Genomic DNA, 17,046 nt, shown 5'->3' with positions numbered 1-17,046 from the left:
GTTTTGGCAGACCAGGCAGCGAGCTTCCTTTCGACTCCCTCCGACCGCTCCCCGGAGGCTCGCTGGTCCGGCCTGATGGCATGGGGCCGCGTACAGGGCTTCCCCGAATCCCGACCCAACCCTGTCGCGGCCCCGCCACTTTCTCTCCTCCCCCACAGAGCCCGGCGCGAGCCGGGCTATTCGTTCGCGCCCCCGACGCCCAGGGCGGCGAGTCGACGGCGGGCGGCACGGTCGGTGAGCGCCGGACGAAGCAGCCAGCGGCGGAGGGTCCGGGGGCCCGGCCGCGCGCCCGCCACCGAGCGAGGCTCCACGGGAGCGGCCAGGTGGGCGGCCAGGACGGCATCGAGACGCTCGAGCGCCGCCGACCCGGGCGGCAGGGGGTGCTCCGCGCCCATCGCCCGGGCCCGCAGCGCCGCGACGAGGAAGGCCCCCGCCGCCCGGCCCAGCCCCTGCACCCCCCGGCCTGAAGCCACCAGGAGATTCTCCCGGGCCTGGTACACCGCGCCGCGCCGCCGACAGCCGGAGAGCACGCGTCGCAGGAGCGCCGTCCCCTGCCCGGTCTCCCGCAGGCGTCGGCCCAGGCGCGCCTCTTCGCGCAGCAGGTAGACCTCCGGGTAGAGATCCGCCAGGTAGAGGGCCGGCCCGATCTCGAGGCGTCGGGGATCGATGTCCACGGCGCGGGCCAGGGCCGTGATCACACCGTGAACCATCAGGGGCAGATCCATTTCACCGCGTGCTACGGTCTGCCGGGCCCAGTGACGGTAGACCCGCGACAGGGCCGCCAGGCGCTCGCCGGGTTTGCGCGGCCTGGTGGCCCAAAGCCGGCCCCGCGCGCGCATCCAGGGCGCGGCGGGCCGGGACTCGAACTCGAGGTCCGTCAACACCCGGGCCACGCGTCCGGCGCCCCCCATGCGCTCGAGCCGCCGGGGCAGATGCTCCGAGGCCAGGTGGGCCTCACCGAAAACCGCCGCCACCCGCCCCCCCCTTCCGGCCTCGGCGCTCAGCCGGACCAGGCGCTCGGCCGCCACCTCGTCTCGCAGGGGCAGGTCCTGCGCCCCGCCCCGGGGCGAGATGTCGAGGGCCGCCACCCGGCCCCCCGTGCGCCGGGCCACCTGCAACAATCTCCGCACCGGCCGCCAGGGGTATCCCCACTCCTCCCGGTAGCGAATGCGGCGGTGAAACTCCCGTTCACCGATCCGTCCGGCCATCAGCGCGTCGAGGGCGGCCTGGTCACGACGATAGACCATCTCGAGGGCCAGCAGCCGGGGCCCGCGACTCCGCTCGGCCCAGGTCACGAGCAACTCTCCCGCCGTCTCGAGGGCCCCGGGTAGAGGATGGTACTCGCCGATCAACACCAGGGAACACGATGCCAGGGCGCGGGGTACACCCCGCCCCCCGCAGGGCGACCAGCCCAGGCTGTCGGCCTCGTCTTCGAATCGTCGAACGTAGCGGGAACCGGCGGCAGGATCGTAGACGCCGAGGCGGCGGCGCAGGTGCTCGGCCGAGGCCGAGCTGCGCTTCAGGATGGCGACCCTCCCTTGGGATCGCTCTTGTCCTCTTCTTGCATTTCCTTCATGGCACCACGGAAGTTCTTGATCCCTTCTCCCAGCCCCTTACCCAGTTCGGGGAGCTTCCGCACACCGAAGAGCAGGACCAGGATCAGCGCGATGATGAGCAGTTCGGGGGCCCCGAGGGGTCCGATCAGCGCCAGGGGAGCAGCGGAGAAGGTCATGGTGTTTCCTCCGAAGTGCGGCTCTCGATGCCAAGGCAGCACGGGGTTCCATTATTCACGATTAAGCGTCACTGTCCACGCGCAGCACCCGCGTCGCACCGGCCCGGCGGGTGACCCCCTGGTCGTCGAGCTTCTCGAGAATCGGGATGGCGTACTTGCGGGTCAGGGAGAAAAGATTCTTGAATGCGGGCACGTCGAGCGTCTTCCGGCCCCCGGCCGCCTCGGCCCGCAGGACAGCGATCATCTCCTGCCAGGGTCCGCCGGCGATCCAGGTTCCGTTACCCAGCCGCACCGCCCGACCCGTCCGCTCGGCCCAGCCCAGCAGGTGCCCCATGGACGCCGCCTCGGCGCCCAGCCAGGCCTCCTCGTCCAGCGCTTCCAGGCCGGCGGCTTCCAGCCTGGCGAGGGCCCGTTCGAGCGCCTCGGTCTCGGCGGCGCCGGGCCGGGTGTCGTGGTCGGCCAGGCGGACCTCCTCGCGGCTCCAGATCACCCGCCCCGCCCTCTCGGCACGGGCCAGCAGGGCACGCCATGCCGCCGGCGAGAGCGTGGGGGCGCCATCCGCCCGCAGCCTCTCCGGCGCCGGCCCCGGGGCCAGGGGATGCCGGGCGTGGTGCTCGGCCAGTCGCCGGAGCAGGTCATCGAGAATCGCCGCCTCGGCCTCGGGAGCGAGCAGGTGCTCCCCGGCGAGCAGCACCAGGGAGCCCGGCGGGGAGGCGGCCACGACCTCCGGTTCGACACCCTCCCGCACCAGCGAGGCGACAGAGCGCCCCGGCGGGCCGGCGGCGCAGACCTGGAGCAGGATCCGCTCGGCGGGTGCGGCCTCCGCCAGGGCCCGGACGTGTTCGGGCCAATCCGACCGACGGCGACGATGACGGGGGGGATCCAGTTCCGCGATGCGCCCTCCGCCGAGAGTGACCAGGGGGCTGTAGCGCCGCAGGATGAAGCGATCCCCGGGCAGTGCCGCCAGGGGCGCCTCGAGGCGCAGCTGCACCGCCCCGGTCGCGCCCGGAGCCAGGCTGCCCCCCCCGGGCATGCGCACCCGGCAAAACACCTCGGCGGTGCCATGGTGCAGGCGCAGCCGCTGTCCGTCGTCCACCCCCACGGGAGCTTCGTCGATCACGGTGATCCAGGCGTCCAGCACACGGGCGGTGACCTCCCGGCCCTCGGGAACCAGCACCATCCCCCGCCGAAGCTGTTCCCGGTCCACCCCCTGGAGATTCGCCGCCACCCTCCGGTGGGCCTGGACCCTGGATGCGGACCGGGAGTGCACCTGCAGGCCGCGAATCCGGCAGCGACGGCCACCGGGAATCGCCACCAGGCTCTGGCCCACCTCGAGGGGGCCGCCGAGCAGCGTGCCGGTCACCACCGTGCCGAAGCCCTTGGCCGCGAAGACGCGGTCGATGGGAAGCCGAGGCCAGGGCCCCCCCTCCCGCTCGGCCAGGCCCGACGCCTGCTCGACCAGGGCCTGCCGCAGTGCCGGCAGCCCCTCACCGGTGACGCCGCTGACCCGTACCACCGGAGCCCGCTCGAGAAAGGTGCCCGCCAGGACCCCCCGCACTTCCTCCTCCACCAGGTCGACGTACTCCGCGTCGGCAAGATCGACCCGCGTCAAGGCCACCACACCGCCTTGCAGGCCGAGCAGCCGGCAGATCGCCAGGTGTTCGCGGGTCTGCGGCATCACCGACTCGTCGGCCGCGACCACCAGCAGAACCAGGTCGAGCCCGGTGGCCCCCGCCAGCATGTTGTGCACGAAACGCTCGTGGCCGGGTACGTCGACGAAGGAAAAGCCGCGCCCCTCCAGTTCGACATGGGCGAAACCCAGATCGATGGTGATGCCCCGGCGCTTTTCTTCCTCCCAGCGGTCGGGGTCGATACCTGTCAGGGCCTTGACCAGGGTGGACTTGCCGTGGTCGATATGGCCGGCGGTTCCGACGACGACGTGGCGATCGAGCGTCATGACCGGGGAGCGAGCATCACCTGCCGACGATCGCGCGGGCCGTTTCGAGCACGACGCGAAAGTCGAAGGGCTTGGGCAGACAGGGGCGGTGGAGCCGGCGCACCAGCGACTCCTCGGCGAGGGCCTCGGGATCGCCGGTGGAGAAGACCATCCGCTCGACCATCTCGGGCCGTCGCCGGCAAACGGCCTCGAGGATCCGCGGGCCGTCGATGCGGGGCATCCGCAGATCGCAGATCACCAGGTCGTAGGCATCCGCCAGCAGGCGCTGGAGTCCCCCCGCCCCCTCGTGAACCTGCTCGACGACGGCCCCCGCCTGGCGCAGGAATTCCGTCAGGCAGTCGGCCACGGCGGGCTCGTCGTCGATCACCAGGACCCGAACGCCGTCCAGGCCGCCTTCGACCCGGACCTGCCCGGACGAGGCTGGGGCGGCGGCCGGGGCGGTCTCCACCGCGGCCGGCAGCAGGATGCGGAAGCAGGCGCCGCCGTCCTCTCCCGGATCCACCGCGATCCTGCCGCCGAAGTCCTCCACGGTGGCGGCCACCTGGCTGAGACCCAGGCCGGTGCCCTTGCCCTCTTCCTTGGTGGTGAAGAAGGGCTCGAAGATCCGCTCCCGCAGGGCGGCCGGAATACCGGGGCCGCTATCGGCGACCACCAGCGACACGTGCTCACCCTGGGGGGCGATCTCCACCCGCACCTGCCGCGGGCCATCGTGCTCCTCGAGGGCATGGAGGGCGTTGGTCAGCAGGTTGATCAACAACTGCAGCAGGCGGTCGGCGCCGACCCGCACGGCGGGCGTCTTCGAGTCGACCCGCAGGGACGCCGCGATCCCGGCCCGCCGGTAGGGATAGGCCACCAGGGACAGGGCCTTTTCGGCGATGGCGCCGAGGCAGACCAGTTCTCCCTCGCTCTCGTGGGAACGGGCCAGGGAGAGCATGTTGCCCACGATGCGCTGGCAGCGACGTCCCTCTTCGAGAATCGTGGCGATCCATTGCTGGCGCGTCGGAGCGTCGGAGTCGGCCACCAGCATCTCGGCGTAGCCCAGGATGGTCGACAGGGGATTGTTGATCTCGTGAACGACACCGGCGATCAGTTCCCCCATGGCCGAGAGCTTCTCGGCCTGGGCCAACTGCTGCCGTTGACGTCGCTGCTCGGTGACCTCGTCGAGTACGAGGACCACCTCCCCGGTGGCCGCCCTGGCCGCGGCGGGGACCAGGCGCATTTCCACCACCCGGCGACCCTCGGGGAAGAAGGCCTCGGCCGAGGAAGAGCGGCCCTCGAGAGCCGCGCGAACCTGGGGCAACAATTCCACCGAACCGAGTCGCTCGAGCACGCCGCCGGCACCCGGCCAGGCATCGAAACTCTCGAGCAACCTGCGGGCGGCGGGGTTGACCAGCCGCAGCCGCCCCTCCCCGGTGAGCAGGGCCACTCCCAGGGGCAGGCCCTCCATCGTCCGCAGCAGGCGGTCCTCTTCGAGCCGCCGCTGGGCCTCCAACCGCCCGGCGGCGAGGACCAGCGACGCCTGGACGGCTCCCGCGATACGGCGCGCGGAGGGGGGCGGGGAGCCGTGCCAGCCGAGCACCAGGCCGGCGGCGCCTTCCTCCGGGAGCAGGGAAAGCCAGTGGAGCGAAGGGTCGGAGGCGCTGGAGCCGTCGAGACGGGCGCGGGCTCTCCGGCCCAGTTCACCCGCGGGCCAGCAGCCCGTCTCCGGCTCGCGCCCGGCGGCCTCCAGCCGGATCGCGCCGCAAACCGGCGTGACGAGTTCCACAAGACAGCGCCACGCACTATCCATCACGTCCCGCGGGCCCAGGGCGCGGGCCAGGGAGCGATTCATCTCGAACAGGGCCGACAGTTCTCTCGCCGTGCCGGCGTCGTCCCGCTCCGCCCGCCCCCCGCGGTGATGCTCGAGAGCCGCGGCGAGCCAGGCCGCCTCCTGCTCGGCGGCCGACACCTCCGCCGGGCTGAACGCCGCCCCCGCACGCGCCAGCACCAGCGCGCCCACCGGCTCCCCCAGGGGCACGATCATCGCCCGGGTCAGCGAGAGCGAGTAGAGGAGGTCGGCCAGCGGGCTCGAGCGCCCGGAAGCCAGGAGCAGTTCCTCGGTGCGGGGGGGCAGGGCCTCGAGACCGGCGGGAGGCAACGCCACCGGGACCCACTTCCGGTCCTCGCGCCTGAGAGCCCGGAGCGGGGCCAGGGTGCGGGGGTCGAGCAGGGCCACCAGGTCGGCCGGGGGGCGCACCTCGAGCGCCCAGCGACCAAGGCACTCCTCGGCGTCCGCGGCGCCGACCAGCGCAGTGGCCAGAGCGGCCCAGCGGGGGGCCCGGGACATCCCCTCTCCGTGCGCGTCGTGCTCGACCGGCAAGACTCTCTCCTCCGGGCGCACCGGGCACCCGCGGGAGATTGTAGCCGGTCGGAGCGGTGAAGAGTCAGAGATTCGTGCGCGACCGCATGCTGCGGGAGGCGTAGCCGGTGTTGCGCGAGCCACGCAGGTTCCGCGGACGGCTGAACATCCGCCGCAGGCGCTGCTTGGCCTGGGTTTCGATCTGGCGTACCCGCTCGCGGCTGACACCCATCTTCGCGCCGATCTCCTTGAGGGTCAGGATCGGACAGCCGTCGAGGCCGAACCGGTGGCGAATGACGACCTTCTCCTGGTCGTTGAGATGGGTCAGGGCCCGAGTCACCAGCCCCGTGCCCTCGCGACGCAACACCCAATCCTCGGGGCTGTCGGCATCGCGATCCACCAGGTAGTCGCTGACCGGCGTCTTTTTTTCTTTCCCGATGGTGTCGTCGATCGACATCTCCCGGGTGTTGACCTGCAGCACCTGGTCGACCTTCTTCACCGACACGGAAAGCCGGTCGCTGATTTCATGACGCTCGGGGCGGCGACCGAGTTCCTTGCGCAGGGTGTGCTCGGTCTCCCGCACTTCCTTGACCTTTTTCATCTGGTAGGTGGGCACCCGGACCAGGTTCACCTGTTCGGCCAGGGCCTTGAGGATGGACTTGCGGATCCACCAGATGGCATAGGTGATGAACTTGGTGCCCTTGGAGGGGTCGTAGCGCCGGGCGGCCTCGATCAGGCCCAGGTTGCCCTCGTTGAGCAGGTCTTCGAGGGGCAGACCCAGGTTGCGGTATTCGCTGGCCACCTTGACGACGAAGGAGAGATTCGAGGCGACCAGTGTCTCGAAGGCCTCGGTATCACCCTTCTTGACTCGCTTGGCGAGGTTTTGCTCCTGCTCCTTGGTGAGGAGGGGGTACGCGCGGATCTCTGTGAAGTATCGACTGAGAACGGTTTTCTCGCTGCTGTCGATTCCCATTTCGCTCCTGTGCCTCGCCGCAGACGCAAAGGATTCGGAACCGACATCTCCGAGCCGACCAACAGCCCGATTCTCGATCTGCCAGTTATCCCTTCCCGCCTGTGCCGTTTCCCAACGGCTTCTTCCCCGTTGCGGATGAAAGACTCCCCATTTCCCCATCCGCCGACGATACCGTTCTTCTTCGCTTCGACCTTGCCGTTGTCTTTCGATCTTGCCCGGCCGCCGATATCGCCTTCTATCTCTGATACCCAATTTGACGGCAAAACGGCCCGGCCGTCAACTACGATTTCGTCTTCGAACAAAGAGCGAACCAACTTCGCCGAAAACGGATGACGCAGGCGCCACCCCGCTGAAACGCCGCGCCCCCGGGACCGTCCTCAGTGCCATCCACCGGGACCGCCACCACCATCGTAGGTGCGAAACTTCGGCTTACGCCGGAACAGGCCGAACCCGCCACCGCCTCCCCGACGCAGCATGAAGCGGATGTAGAGGTAACCACCGGCCATACCGCCGAGGTGGGCGAAGTGGGCGATACCGTCGCCGGGGTTGGCGTCGATGGCGCCGAAGAGATCGATCGCCCCGAAGATCAACGCGAAGGTGCGTGCGCGAATCGGAAAGGGCAGCGGAAAAATGAACAACTGCCGCTGCGGGAAGAACATCGCGTAGGCCAGAACGAGCCCGAGCACTCCGGCGGAAGACCCGATGACCGGCTGGGGATAGCTGCTGAACAGGCCAAAGACGGTGTGCAGGACCCCCCCTCCCACCACGCAGGCCGCGAAATACTGCAGGAACCCCCGGGAGCCCAGGTAGCGCTCCACCTCGCCACCGAGCATCCACAGCCCCAGGGCGTTCATCAACAGGTGCCACAAACCGCCATGGAGCAGCGCATAGGTCACCAACTGCCAGAGGGCGAGATAGCCGCTGGAGGGCAGGTCCAGCCGCAACCAGCGCTCGATGAAGAAGAAGCCCGCCTTGGCCAGCAGGACTTGGACGAAGAAGGTCGCGGCCAGAACGATCAGGATCCGCCGCACCATGGGAGTGACTGGGGGCGCCGCGAAAGTGGGGCCGCTCCCGCCGGGAACACCACCGTAGTAGGACATGGAGCGAACCTTACACCGTGGCCCGCCGGTCGCCAACAGCCCGACCGCCGGGAGCCGACGGAGATTTGACCGCAGTTCGGCCCGATGTGTTCAACAACCGCCATTGGCACCGACGATCTCCAAGCCCCACTTTCTTTTACGTGGCCAGCGGAAACACAACCAAGACCCGTGAACGGGAAGACGTCCTGCTCATCAAAGGCGAGGAGAGCGTCCTCGAGCGCCTGGGGAAGATGGCCGGCGAACTGGCGCTTGCGGCCGAGTCGGCGGCACCCGAGGAGGCGATGGAGGCCCTTGCCCGGCGCGAAGGCTGCGTCGTCGTCAGGGACCTCAACGCCGACAGCGCGGGAGCGTGGCGCTGGCTCGAACAGGCCCGCCGCTGCGGCTTCGAGATTCCGCTGATCTGCATCAGGAATCCCTCGGCCGACAGGCTTCCGGAAGACGAGCCGACCCTGGTCACCGACCAGGCCCGTCCCCTGCCCTCGACCTACTACGACCCTCTGACCGGATTGCCCAACCGGGCGCTGTTCACCGAGTGGCTGGCGCGGGCGATCGAACGGGCCGAACAGCAGGACGGGTACCGGTTCGCGGTGCTCCTCCTCGACCTCGACCGATTCAAGATCGTCAACGACAGCCTGGGGCACGAGACAGGGGATCGCCTGCTGATCCGTGTCGCCCGGCGGCTGCTCGGCCACCTGCGCTTCTCCGACGCCGTGGCGCGCATCTCGGGCGACGAGTTCACGATCCTGCTCGACGACGTGGAGGACGCCAGCGACGCGGTGCGCATCGCCGAACGGGTTCACGCCGCCCTGAAAGATCCCTTCCTCGTCAGCGGGCAGGAGATCTTCCCCACCGTGAGCATCGGTATCGCACTGTCCGCCACCGGCTACGACCGCCCCGAGGAAATGCTTCAGGACGCCGAGACGGCCATGTACCGGGCCAAGGGCACCGAAGCGGGGTACGAGATTTTCGACCCGGAGATGCGTCGCAAGGCGCGGGACGTCCTGCTGCTCGAATCGGACCTGCGCGGCGCGATGGAACGACGGGAGTTCCAGCTCTACTACCAGCCGATCCTCTCGATGTCCGAGAGCAAGGTCCTGGGCTTCGAGGCCCTGCTGCGCTGGCATCACCCCGAACGCGGTTTCGTCTCCCCCGCCGAATTCATTCCCGTCGCGGAGGAGACCGGGTTGATCGTCCCCATCGGCGACTGGGTGCTCGAGGAGGCCTGCCGGCAACTCGCCCTGTGGCAGAAAGACTTGCCCCTGGCCCGCAACCTGACGATGAACGTCAACCTCTCCCGCAAGCAGCTGTGTGACGGTGACCTGGTCCGGCGGGTCGAGGAGATTCTCACCGCGACCCGGCTCGAGCCCTCCCATCTCAAGCTGGAGATCACCGAAAGCATGGTCATGGAACGGGAGCAGGCCGCGATCCAGGTTCTCGCCCGCCTGCGCAGCCTGGGCGTGTATCTCTGCGTCGACGACTTCGGCACCGGCTATTCGTCGCTTTCCTGCCTGCACCGCCTGCCGATCCAGACCATCAAGATCGATCGCTCTTTCGTCAGCCGCATGGGCCTCGACGTGGAGAGTTCGGAGATCGTGCGCACCATCGTCGCCCTGGCCCGCAACCTGAACAAGAAGGTCGTCGCCGAGGGCGTCGAGACCCTCGACCAGCTCTCGCGGCTCGAGGCGCTCGGCTGCGACCAGGCCCAGGGGTTCCTCTTCTCGAAGCCCGTCTGCGCCGGCGAGGCCGAAGCCTTGATCGAACGGGCCTACTTGTTGACTCCCACCGTGCGCTGAACAGCCCCCGTCAGACTCCCAGTCGATCGAGCGCGTTGTGCATCTGCACCCCGTGGACCAGGGTGATGCCCGCGTCCATCGCGGCGGCCACGTGAACGGCCTCGGTCATCTGCTCCGGGTCGGCACCGGCTTCCAGGCACGCTTCCGTGTAGGCGTCGATGCAGTAGGGGCATTGGCGCGAGTGGGCCACGGCCAGGGCGATCAGGGATTTCTCCCGGCGGGTCAGGGCACCGTCTTCACCGGTGACCTTGCCGTAGTAGTCGAAGAAGAGATCCATCAGTTCCTTGCGGAACTTGCCCACGTCCTTGAACTTCTTCAGATCCTCGGATTCGTAATAGTGCATGGTGTCCTCCGGGGGCGGACCGGGCGCCCCGTGTGGGGGAGAATGTCACGGCACGGACGCTGCGGCTACGGACAGCCTCCGCTGCCGCTGCGGGTCCCGCCCCCGCTTCCCGATCCCCAACCCCCGCGGCTGAGACCCAGTTCGAAGCGCACCAGGTAGAAGAAACCCGCCCCCGCCGAAGGCGAGTCGCCGTCCGGGTGATCGGCGGTGCTCGTATCGACGGAGTCGTCCTCGATACACAGGAGCGGGCCCAGGTCGACCCCCGACGCGTCCGCCCCCAGGGACGCGACATCCCCCCGCACCACGTCGTAGACAGCCCCTTCGCCTCCGGGCACGGCATCCCATTCGACCACGGTTTCGACCGTGTCCACCAGCCGGACTCCGCTCACCTCCCCCTGGCCTTGCAGGTCGAAGCCCAGCAGCAGGAAATCGTCGATCGCGCCCTCCACCACGTTTTCCGCGCCGTCGTCGGCGACCCGGAAGCGGAAGCGCGTATCGGCCCCGGGTTGCGCCACCGCGTCGAGCAAGACTTCCGTTCGCGTCCAGGCGGGCGCCGCGTCGGCCGTGGCGCTGGTCGTCCGCAGCGAGTCGAGCAGGAGCCAACTCGCCCCGCCGTCGGTGGAGACCTCCAGGTCGAAGCGATCGACGGGATCCGCCGCATCCTTGCGGAACCACCGGCGCCAGCCCACCCGCACCCCGTACCAGCCGGAGAGGTCGTAGGAGGGCGAGACCAGGCTCGTCACGCCTCCGTCCACGTCGTCGGACGTGAAGCCGGCCGCCGCCTGGTTGCCCGTGACCCACGCGTTGACGCCCCGCCCCGGTGTGCCGTCGAATCGGGGCGCGCCGAATTCCAGGTCGCCGAAGACGGCGTCCCCGTCGTGGGTGCCCTGGGGCTCGCCCCACTGCCACCGGCCGTCGGTGGCGGTATCACCGGGGAAACCGGAGGTCCAGGCGAGAGCCGTGGCCGGATCCTCGAAGTCTTCGCGCGCCAGCACGTTCGCTCCGGCCGGCTCGAGAGCGACGCCCAGGGGCACGTAGGGAGCATCGGCGACGGTCACGGGAATCACCGCCTCGGCGTATCCCGGCGCCCGCACCCGGAGGGTGTAGTCGCCCGGCACGACGATCAGGTGAAAGCGACCGGTATCCGCCCGGCTGGTGGGCTGGCGCCCGTCGGGAAGATTCATCTCGTCGAGGCTGATCTCCGCCTCGAGCGGCCGGCCGGTCAGTGCGTCGGTGACATGGCCGCCGACGGCGGGCCCTCCCATGCGCTCGATCAACCACTTCCATCCGGGGCGCTGCCCCTGCACCGTGGCGTCGCGATAGGTGCCGTAGTCGGGCCGGAAACCTCCTTCCGCCGCGTTGTTGACCTCGGTGACGAAGGCGATCGAACCGTTTTCCCGGTACTGGTTGTCCCGCCCGGTGCCGTCGACCCGCGAGCCGTAGGGAGCGGCGCTGAAACCCTGCCCGCCGTCCGCCTGCACCAGGCGCGCCGCGTAGTCCTCGGCGATGACCCGGCTGATGGAGGGATCGCCGCCCGGGATCGTGCTCAGCGTCGGCGAGAGCGAGGGATCGCAGGACAGGGCGTAAAAGACGTCTTCCCCGTAGGCGTGGTACTCCACGTCGAAAACCGGCCGCCAGGTGCGGCCCCACTCGATCAGGGCCTGGCTTTCGGGCTCGGAAAGCTCCCGGGGGCCACGATAGGTGGCCGAAGCGAAGAGACTCGACGACCCCCGGCATTGACCGCCCCAGCCCCACTGGTAGTTGCGGTTGAGATCCACGCCGTCCTGGCTGTCGATCGCGCCGTTGCCATCGTTGTCCCGCAGATTCTTGCGCCAGTTGTCGTCCACCTCGTGGACCCGGGCCACACCATCGGGATTGACCATCGGAACGCACCAGATCTGGTAGGTATCGACCATCGACGTGATCCGGGGATCCGTACCGTAGTTGTCGGTGAGTTGATCGATGGTGTCCATGACCACTTCGGGGGTCATCACCTCGCGGGCGTGATGAGCGGCGTTGAAAAGAATCGCCAGCTCGTCCTCGTCCCGGTCCGCGTTGTCCGAAATCATCAGCCCCCAAAGGGTCCGCCCCTCCACGCTCTGGCCCAGCGAGACCAGGCGCGTGATCGCCGGGTGGTCGGCGGCGACGGTTTCGAGAAAGGCCTGCACCTCGGCGGGGTCGTGGTAGCGGTCATCGGGCAGGGGACCGTCGAGATCCGCCCGGCCGCCACTGCCCTGCTCGAGGGGCCGGGGAGCCGGACGATGCTCGATCAGCACCAGGTGAAAGCCCCGCTCCACCAACCGTCGAAGCCCCCGTTCATCGGTGATCACCTCGACGCGGTCGCGCTCCAGATCGTGGCCCGCGATGTCGTACCCCATGGCCGAGAGCCGATCCCGGCCGGCCGCATCCGCCTCCACCAGCAGCCGCCAGACCGGCCCCTCGGCGGCGGCGCTTCCGCCGAACAGCACCAACACCCCCCACACCCACCACCAGCAGCGACCGCCCAGACTCCGGACCATGGGGATCTCCTCTGTCAAAGCCAGCCGCGAGTATACGTTCAAGGGCACGCCCGCGGCCGTCCGGCCGATCCCCGGTCAGGAGCCCGGCACCGGGCACGGCCCCTCGCCCGAATCGAAAGTGGTCGGCACCAGGCAAAGCATGACCAGCGGCTCCCGGGGGTGGGTGTTGACGTACTGGTGCAACGCCCCCGGGGGCACCAGGACCACGTCGCCGGCGCCGATCTCCCGCACCTCGCCATCGGCCTCCACGGTTCCGCGACCGGAGATGATGTAGTTCTCGTGCTCGTAGTCGTGCCGGTGCCGTGGCGTGTGACCGCCCACGCCGACGGTGAAATGACGCAGCGCGAAGTTGGGCGCGCCGTCGCGGCGCGAGATCATCATCCGCAGGGTGACCTCGCGGGCTCCTTCCAGTTCCATCGGCTCTGCGGGGGTCCGATCGACATTACGTACCAGCATGGGGCTTCTCCTCGTTTTTGGGGGTATGCTCGCCGGATGCCTACCACTTCCCGAGATCATATCCGCAACCTCGCCGTCATCGCCCACGTGGACCACGGCAAAACGACCCTGCTCGACGCCATGCTGCGCCAGGGGGGCGTCTTCAGGGACCATCAGGAGGTTCAGGATCGGGTGATGGACTCGATGGACCTCGAGCGCGAGCGGGGGATCACCATCCTGGCGAAGAACACCGCCATCGACTTCCGGGGAACGAGACTGAACATCGTCGACACCCCTGGACACTCCGACTTCGGCGGCGAGGTGGAGCGCGCGCTGCACATGGTCGACGGCGCCCTGCTCCTGGTCGACTCCAGCGAGGGCCCCCTGCCCCAAACCCGCTTCGTGCTGCTCAAGGCCCTGGCCGCGCGGCTTCCCCTGGTGCTGGTGGTGAACAAGATCGACCGTGCCGACGCCCGGGTCGAAGAGGTGATCTCCGAGGTCTACGACCTGCTGATCGACCTGGGAGCCACCGACGAGCAGATCGAGCTGCCGGTGCTGCTCACCGATGCGCGCCGGGGCGTGGCCCACCGCCGCCTGGACGACGGCTCGGAAAGCCTGCTGCCCCTGTTCGAAACGATCCTCGAGGCGATACCCGCTCCCCGGGGCGATCTCGAAGCCCCGCCGCGCTTCCTGGTCACCAACCTGGACTACGACCCCTACCTCGGTCAGCTCGCACTGGGCCGGCTGCTCGACGGTGTGCTGGAGACGGGACGGACCTACGCCCAGGCAAGGGAAGACGGTTCCCTGTGTCGTTTCCGCCTGTCGGCCCTGCTCGGCTTCCAGGGCCTGACGCGGGTCAAGGTCCCGCGCGCCGAAGCCGGTGAAATCGTGATGCTGGCCGGTATGGACGAAGTGCGCATCGGCGACACGATCACAGACCCCGACAACCCGGTGATCGAGCCGCGGATCTACGTCGACGAACCGACGGTATCGATGGTCTTCATGGTCAACGACGGCCCGTTCGCCGGCCGCGAAGGCAGCCGCGTCACCTCGCGCCAGATCAAGGACCGGCTGGAGAACGAGGTACGCCGCAACGTGGCCCTGGAACTCCGACCCACCGACCGGGCCGACGCGATCGAGGTCTGTGGCAGGGGCGAACTGCAACTGGCCGTGCTGCTCGAAACCATGCGCCGGGAAGGCTTCGAACTGCTGGTCTCCCGCCCCCGGGTGATCGAGCGCGAAGAGAACGGCCAGCGACTCGAACCCTTCGAGCGGATTCACCTGGACCTGCAGGAAGATTACGTCGGCGTGGTCACGGAGAAACTCTCCCTGCGCCGCAGTCGGATGGTCAATCTGGTCAATACCGGTTCGGGGCGCGCCCGGCTCGAGTTCATCTGTCCTTCGAGGGCGCTGATCGGCTTTCGCGGAGAGTTCCTCACCGATACCCGCGGCACCGGCGTGATCAACAGCCAGCTCGAAGGCTACGGACCCTGGGCCGGCGAGATTCCCCGGCGCAAGAGCGGCGCCATGGTGGCCGATCGACCGGGCCGCGTCACGGCCTACGCCAGCTACAGCCTCGAGGAGCGGGGCGAGATCTTCGTCTCCCCCGGTGACGAGGTCTACCAGGGGATGATCGTCGGCGAGCGCAACCGGGCCGGCGACCTGGATGTCAACATCGTGCGGGAAAAGAAGCTCACCAACATGCGCTCGGCCACCGCCGACACCTTCGTCACCCTGCGCCCCCCGCGGCGCATGGGCCTGGAGGCGGCGATCGAGTTCATCGCCGACGATGAGCTGGTGGAGATCACGCCCCAGGCCGTACGCCTGCGCAAGCGCACGCTCGACCCGTCCCGTCGCGAGGTCGAGCGCAAGCGCGCGCGCTCGGAAGCCGGCTAGCCGCGGGCTTCAGGCACCGTAGCGGCGAATCGCCCGATCCAGGCGCGAGAGCACCAAGAACAGGAACAGCGCCACCAGCGCCGAGACCCCTGACAACAGCAGGAAGAAGTAGAGGGGGTCCATCAGCCCCTGGATCGTACCGAAGAAGCCGGAAAACTTGTTCCCGATCGCCGTGGCCAGGAACCAGCCCCCCATGGCCAGGCCGACCAGTCTCCTGGGTGTCAGCTTGGTCACCAGTGACAGGCCCATGGGAGACAGGCAGAGTTCGCCGAGGGTGACGATCATGTAGAACGTCGCCAGGTAGAAGCCCGAGACCTTGACGGTTCCCGACCGGGTCATCAACCCCGCCAGGGCCATGAAAGCCAGCGCCGCCGCCGTGAGCAGAATGCCGTAGAGCAACTTGTGGGCCGTGGGTACCGGCTTGCCCCGCTTGACCCGCCACGCGAAGAAGGCCACCACCACCGGCGTGAGCAGGATGACGAAGAACGGATTCCAGGACTGGTAGACCTCGGGCGAAACCACGGTCAGAAACTCGCCGGGAGGCAGGAGCGCCGGCTCCTTGCCGTAGAGCCGCCGGTAGCCCTCATAGATGCTCTCGTAGGTATGGGCATCCACCACGAAGACCGCCATCGGACGGCCCTCCACCTCGCGCACGAAGGCGACCTGCCGGAGGGCCTCGGCCCCGTCGGGCACCGACACCGAGATCGAACGGACCCCGTGAGCGTCGGCGGTTTCCTCCACCGTGACCGTCCCCGAGGCGTAGACCGCGGCGGCGCGACGGGCCAGGGGGCCCTGAGCGCCCTCGCCGATCTCTTCGACCCGCACTTCCCCCGTCGCGGCGATGGCCCGCACCGCCTCCTCGTCGAGGCGCTGCTGACCGTACATGGCGGCCACCCGCGCATCTTCCACCACCAGCAGCGTGCGCGGGTCCGGCCGCGGCACGTCCTCGGCGGCATTGATGTAGTAGCGCGGCAGGGCTTCCTGGTGGGTCCACGTCAGCGCCCGGGTCACACCCCCCACCTGGCGATCGGTCTCGTCCCGCGCCCACTGGGTCATGGCACTGCCGTTGAGGTGGAGGATCATGAAGAACGCGCCACCCGCCACGAATATCGGCAGCAGCGCGAGTAGACCCGGGCGTTCCTCTTCCCTGGCCTTGAGCGCCAGCACCACGAAGAAGAGCAAGACGGGAATCGAACCGACGAGGAAACCGAAGTCGGAGGGGCTGACGACGCTCATCCCCACCTGGCGGGCGAAGAAATAGCCCGCCAGGCCCACCGCGAAGGCGGGAAGGATGATCTTGGCCAGCACCGCGCCGAAACCCATGTCCTCTTCGCTGTGTTCCGGCTGGCGATCGGCGTGGGCCAGGATGCGCCACTGGGTCGCCAGGATGACCACCGCCAACAGCACGCCGATGCCTGCCGCGCGAAAGGTCCACAACCAGCCGAAGACGTTACGCATCAGGGGCGCCACCAGCAGCGTGGCGAGCAACGCCCCGATATTGATGCCCATGTAGAAGATGTTGAAGCCCGCGTCCCGGCGAGGGTCACCCGGCTCGTAGAGGTTGCCGACCATCACCGAGATATTGGGCTTGAAGAAGCCGTTGCCCACGATCAGCCCGATCAGGCCGAGCACGAAGTAGGTGAAGCCCGGCACGCCCATCAGCAGCAGGCCGCCGCCCATCAGCAGCCCACCCAGGGCCACCGCCCGTCGATAGCCGAGGAAACGGTCCGCGATCATCCCGCCGATGAACGGTGTGAAGTAGACGAAGGCCAGGTAGAGGCCGTAGATCTCGTTGCCCTGCTGGGCCGGAAGGCCCAGGCCGCCCCGCTCCGTGTCGGTCGTATAGAGCAGCAGGATGCCGACCATCGTATAGAAGGCCAGCCGCTCCCACATCTCGGTGAAGAACAGCGGGAACAGTCCCTTGGGGTGTCCGAATGCCATCGGCCGCTCCTTCCGGAAG

At 68.8% G+C, this 17,046-nt stretch carries 12 protein-coding genes; 2 read left to right on the top strand and 10 right to left on the bottom strand.

Annotated elements, in window-relative coordinates; all coding sequences use genetic code 11:
* Positions 1-176: 176 nt before the first annotated feature.
* The 6 genes from Q9Q40_11390 to Q9Q40_11365 form a co-directional block, all read right to left on the bottom strand.
* On the bottom strand, positions 177-1,355 hold the full coding sequence (locus Q9Q40_11390; GenBank protein MDQ7007823.1) for a ChaN family lipoprotein: 1,179 nt from the start codon (positions 1,353-1,355) through the stop codon (positions 177-179).
* A 164-nt stretch (positions 1,356-1,519) separates the two neighbouring features.
* Positions 1,520-1,732 carry a twin-arginine translocase TatA/TatE family subunit gene (tatA, locus tag Q9Q40_11385; protein ID MDQ7007822.1) on the bottom strand — a complete coding sequence of 71 codons (213 nt, stop codon included), beginning with the start codon at positions 1,730-1,732 and terminating at the stop codon, positions 1,520-1,522.
* A gap of 61 nt (positions 1,733-1,793) precedes the next feature.
* Positions 1,794-3,689 (bottom strand): selenocysteine-specific translation elongation factor, encoded by a 1,896-nt coding sequence (selB, locus tag Q9Q40_11380; protein MDQ7007821.1) that lies wholly within the window; start codon positions 3,687-3,689, stop codon positions 1,794-1,796.
* Between the two features lie 16 nt (positions 3,690-3,705).
* Entirely contained in the window at positions 3,706-6,015 is a 2,310-nt protein-coding gene (locus Q9Q40_11375) for an ATP-binding protein (GenBank protein MDQ7007820.1), read from the bottom strand.
* Between the two features lie 97 nt (positions 6,016-6,112).
* Entirely contained in the window at positions 6,113-7,000 is an 888-nt protein-coding gene (locus tag Q9Q40_11370; GenBank protein ID MDQ7007819.1) for an RNA polymerase sigma factor RpoD/SigA, read from the bottom strand.
* A 377-nt stretch (positions 7,001-7,377) separates the two neighbouring features.
* Positions 7,378-8,100: a rhomboid family intramembrane serine protease gene (locus Q9Q40_11365; GenBank protein ID MDQ7007818.1), complete on the bottom strand. Its 723-nt coding sequence runs from the start codon at positions 8,098-8,100 to the stop codon at positions 7,378-7,380.
* 140 nt (positions 8,101-8,240) lie between these two features.
* On the opposite strand from Q9Q40_11365, the gene Q9Q40_11360 reads away from it, so the two are divergent.
* Positions 8,241-9,893, top strand: coding sequence for an EAL domain-containing protein (locus Q9Q40_11360; GenBank protein MDQ7007817.1), 1,653 nt, complete (start codon positions 8,241-8,243; stop codon positions 9,891-9,893).
* Positions 9,894-9,903: 10 nt separating this feature from the next.
* Here Q9Q40_11360 and Q9Q40_11355 read toward each other — a convergent pair whose 3' ends face one another.
* From Q9Q40_11355 to Q9Q40_11345, 3 genes are all read right to left on the bottom strand, one after another.
* A complete protein-coding gene (locus Q9Q40_11355; protein MDQ7007816.1) occupies positions 9,904-10,236 on the bottom strand; it encodes an arsenosugar biosynthesis-associated peroxidase-like protein in 333 nt (110 codons plus the stop codon).
* A 65-nt stretch (positions 10,237-10,301) separates the two neighbouring features.
* Positions 10,302-12,755: a M14 family zinc carboxypeptidase gene (locus Q9Q40_11350; protein ID MDQ7007815.1), complete on the bottom strand. Its 2,454-nt coding sequence runs from the start codon at positions 12,753-12,755 to the stop codon at positions 10,302-10,304.
* 75 nt (positions 12,756-12,830) lie between these two features.
* On the bottom strand, positions 12,831-13,211 hold the full coding sequence (locus Q9Q40_11345; protein ID MDQ7007814.1) for a cupin domain-containing protein: 381 nt from the start codon (positions 13,209-13,211) through the stop codon (positions 12,831-12,833).
* 36 nt (positions 13,212-13,247) lie between these two features.
* Between Q9Q40_11345 and typA the strand changes: the two genes are divergently transcribed.
* Positions 13,248-15,086 carry a translational GTPase TypA gene (typA, locus tag Q9Q40_11340; protein MDQ7007813.1) on the top strand — a complete coding sequence of 613 codons (1,839 nt, stop codon included), beginning with the start codon at positions 13,248-13,250 and terminating at the stop codon, positions 15,084-15,086.
* Positions 15,087-15,095: 9 nt separating this feature from the next.
* Here typA and Q9Q40_11335 read toward each other — a convergent pair whose 3' ends face one another.
* Positions 15,096-17,027: a peptide MFS transporter gene (locus tag Q9Q40_11335; GenBank protein MDQ7007812.1), complete on the bottom strand. Its 1,932-nt coding sequence runs from the start codon at positions 17,025-17,027 to the stop codon at positions 15,096-15,098.
* Positions 17,028-17,046 lie beyond the last annotated feature (19 nt).

Source organism: Acidobacteriota bacterium, assembly GCA_030949985.1.
Lineage (GTDB): Bacteria > Acidobacteriota > Polarisedimenticolia > J045 > J045 > JALTMS01.
This window is presented reverse-complemented; position numbering and strand designations above follow the sequence as displayed.

Bases quoted from the DNA above. Each gene is read 5' to 3' on its own strand.
- Q9Q40_11345 (MDQ7007814.1), bottom strand. From the start codon at position 13,211: ATGCTGGTACGTAATGTCGATCGGACCCCCGCAGAGCCGATGGAACTG.
- Q9Q40_11350 (MDQ7007815.1), bottom strand. From the start codon at position 12,755: ATGGTCCGGAGTCTGGGCGGTCGCTGCTGGTGGTGGGTGTGGGGGGTG.
- typA (MDQ7007813.1), top strand. From the start codon at position 13,248: ATGCCTACCACTTCCCGAGATCATATCCGCAACCTCGCCGTCATCGCC.
- tatA (MDQ7007822.1), bottom strand. From the start codon at position 1,732: ATGACCTTCTCCGCTGCTCCCCTGGCGCTGATCGGACCCCTCGGGGCC.
- selB (MDQ7007821.1), bottom strand. From the start codon at position 3,689: ATGACGCTCGATCGCCACGTCGTCGTCGGAACCGCCGGCCATATCGAC.
- Q9Q40_11335 (MDQ7007812.1), bottom strand. From the start codon at position 17,027: ATGGCATTCGGACACCCCAAGGGACTGTTCCCGCTGTTCTTCACCGAG.
- Q9Q40_11365 (MDQ7007818.1), bottom strand. From the start codon at position 8,100: ATGTCCTACTACGGTGGTGTTCCCGGCGGGAGCGGCCCCACTTTCGCG.
- Q9Q40_11370 (MDQ7007819.1), bottom strand. From the start codon at position 7,000: ATGGGAATCGACAGCAGCGAGAAAACCGTTCTCAGTCGATACTTCACA.
- Q9Q40_11375 (MDQ7007820.1), bottom strand. From the start codon at position 6,015: ATGTCCCGGGCCCCCCGCTGGGCCGCTCTGGCCACTGCGCTGGTCGGC.
- Q9Q40_11355 (MDQ7007816.1), bottom strand. From the start codon at position 10,236: ATGCACTATTACGAATCCGAGGATCTGAAGAAGTTCAAGGACGTGGGC.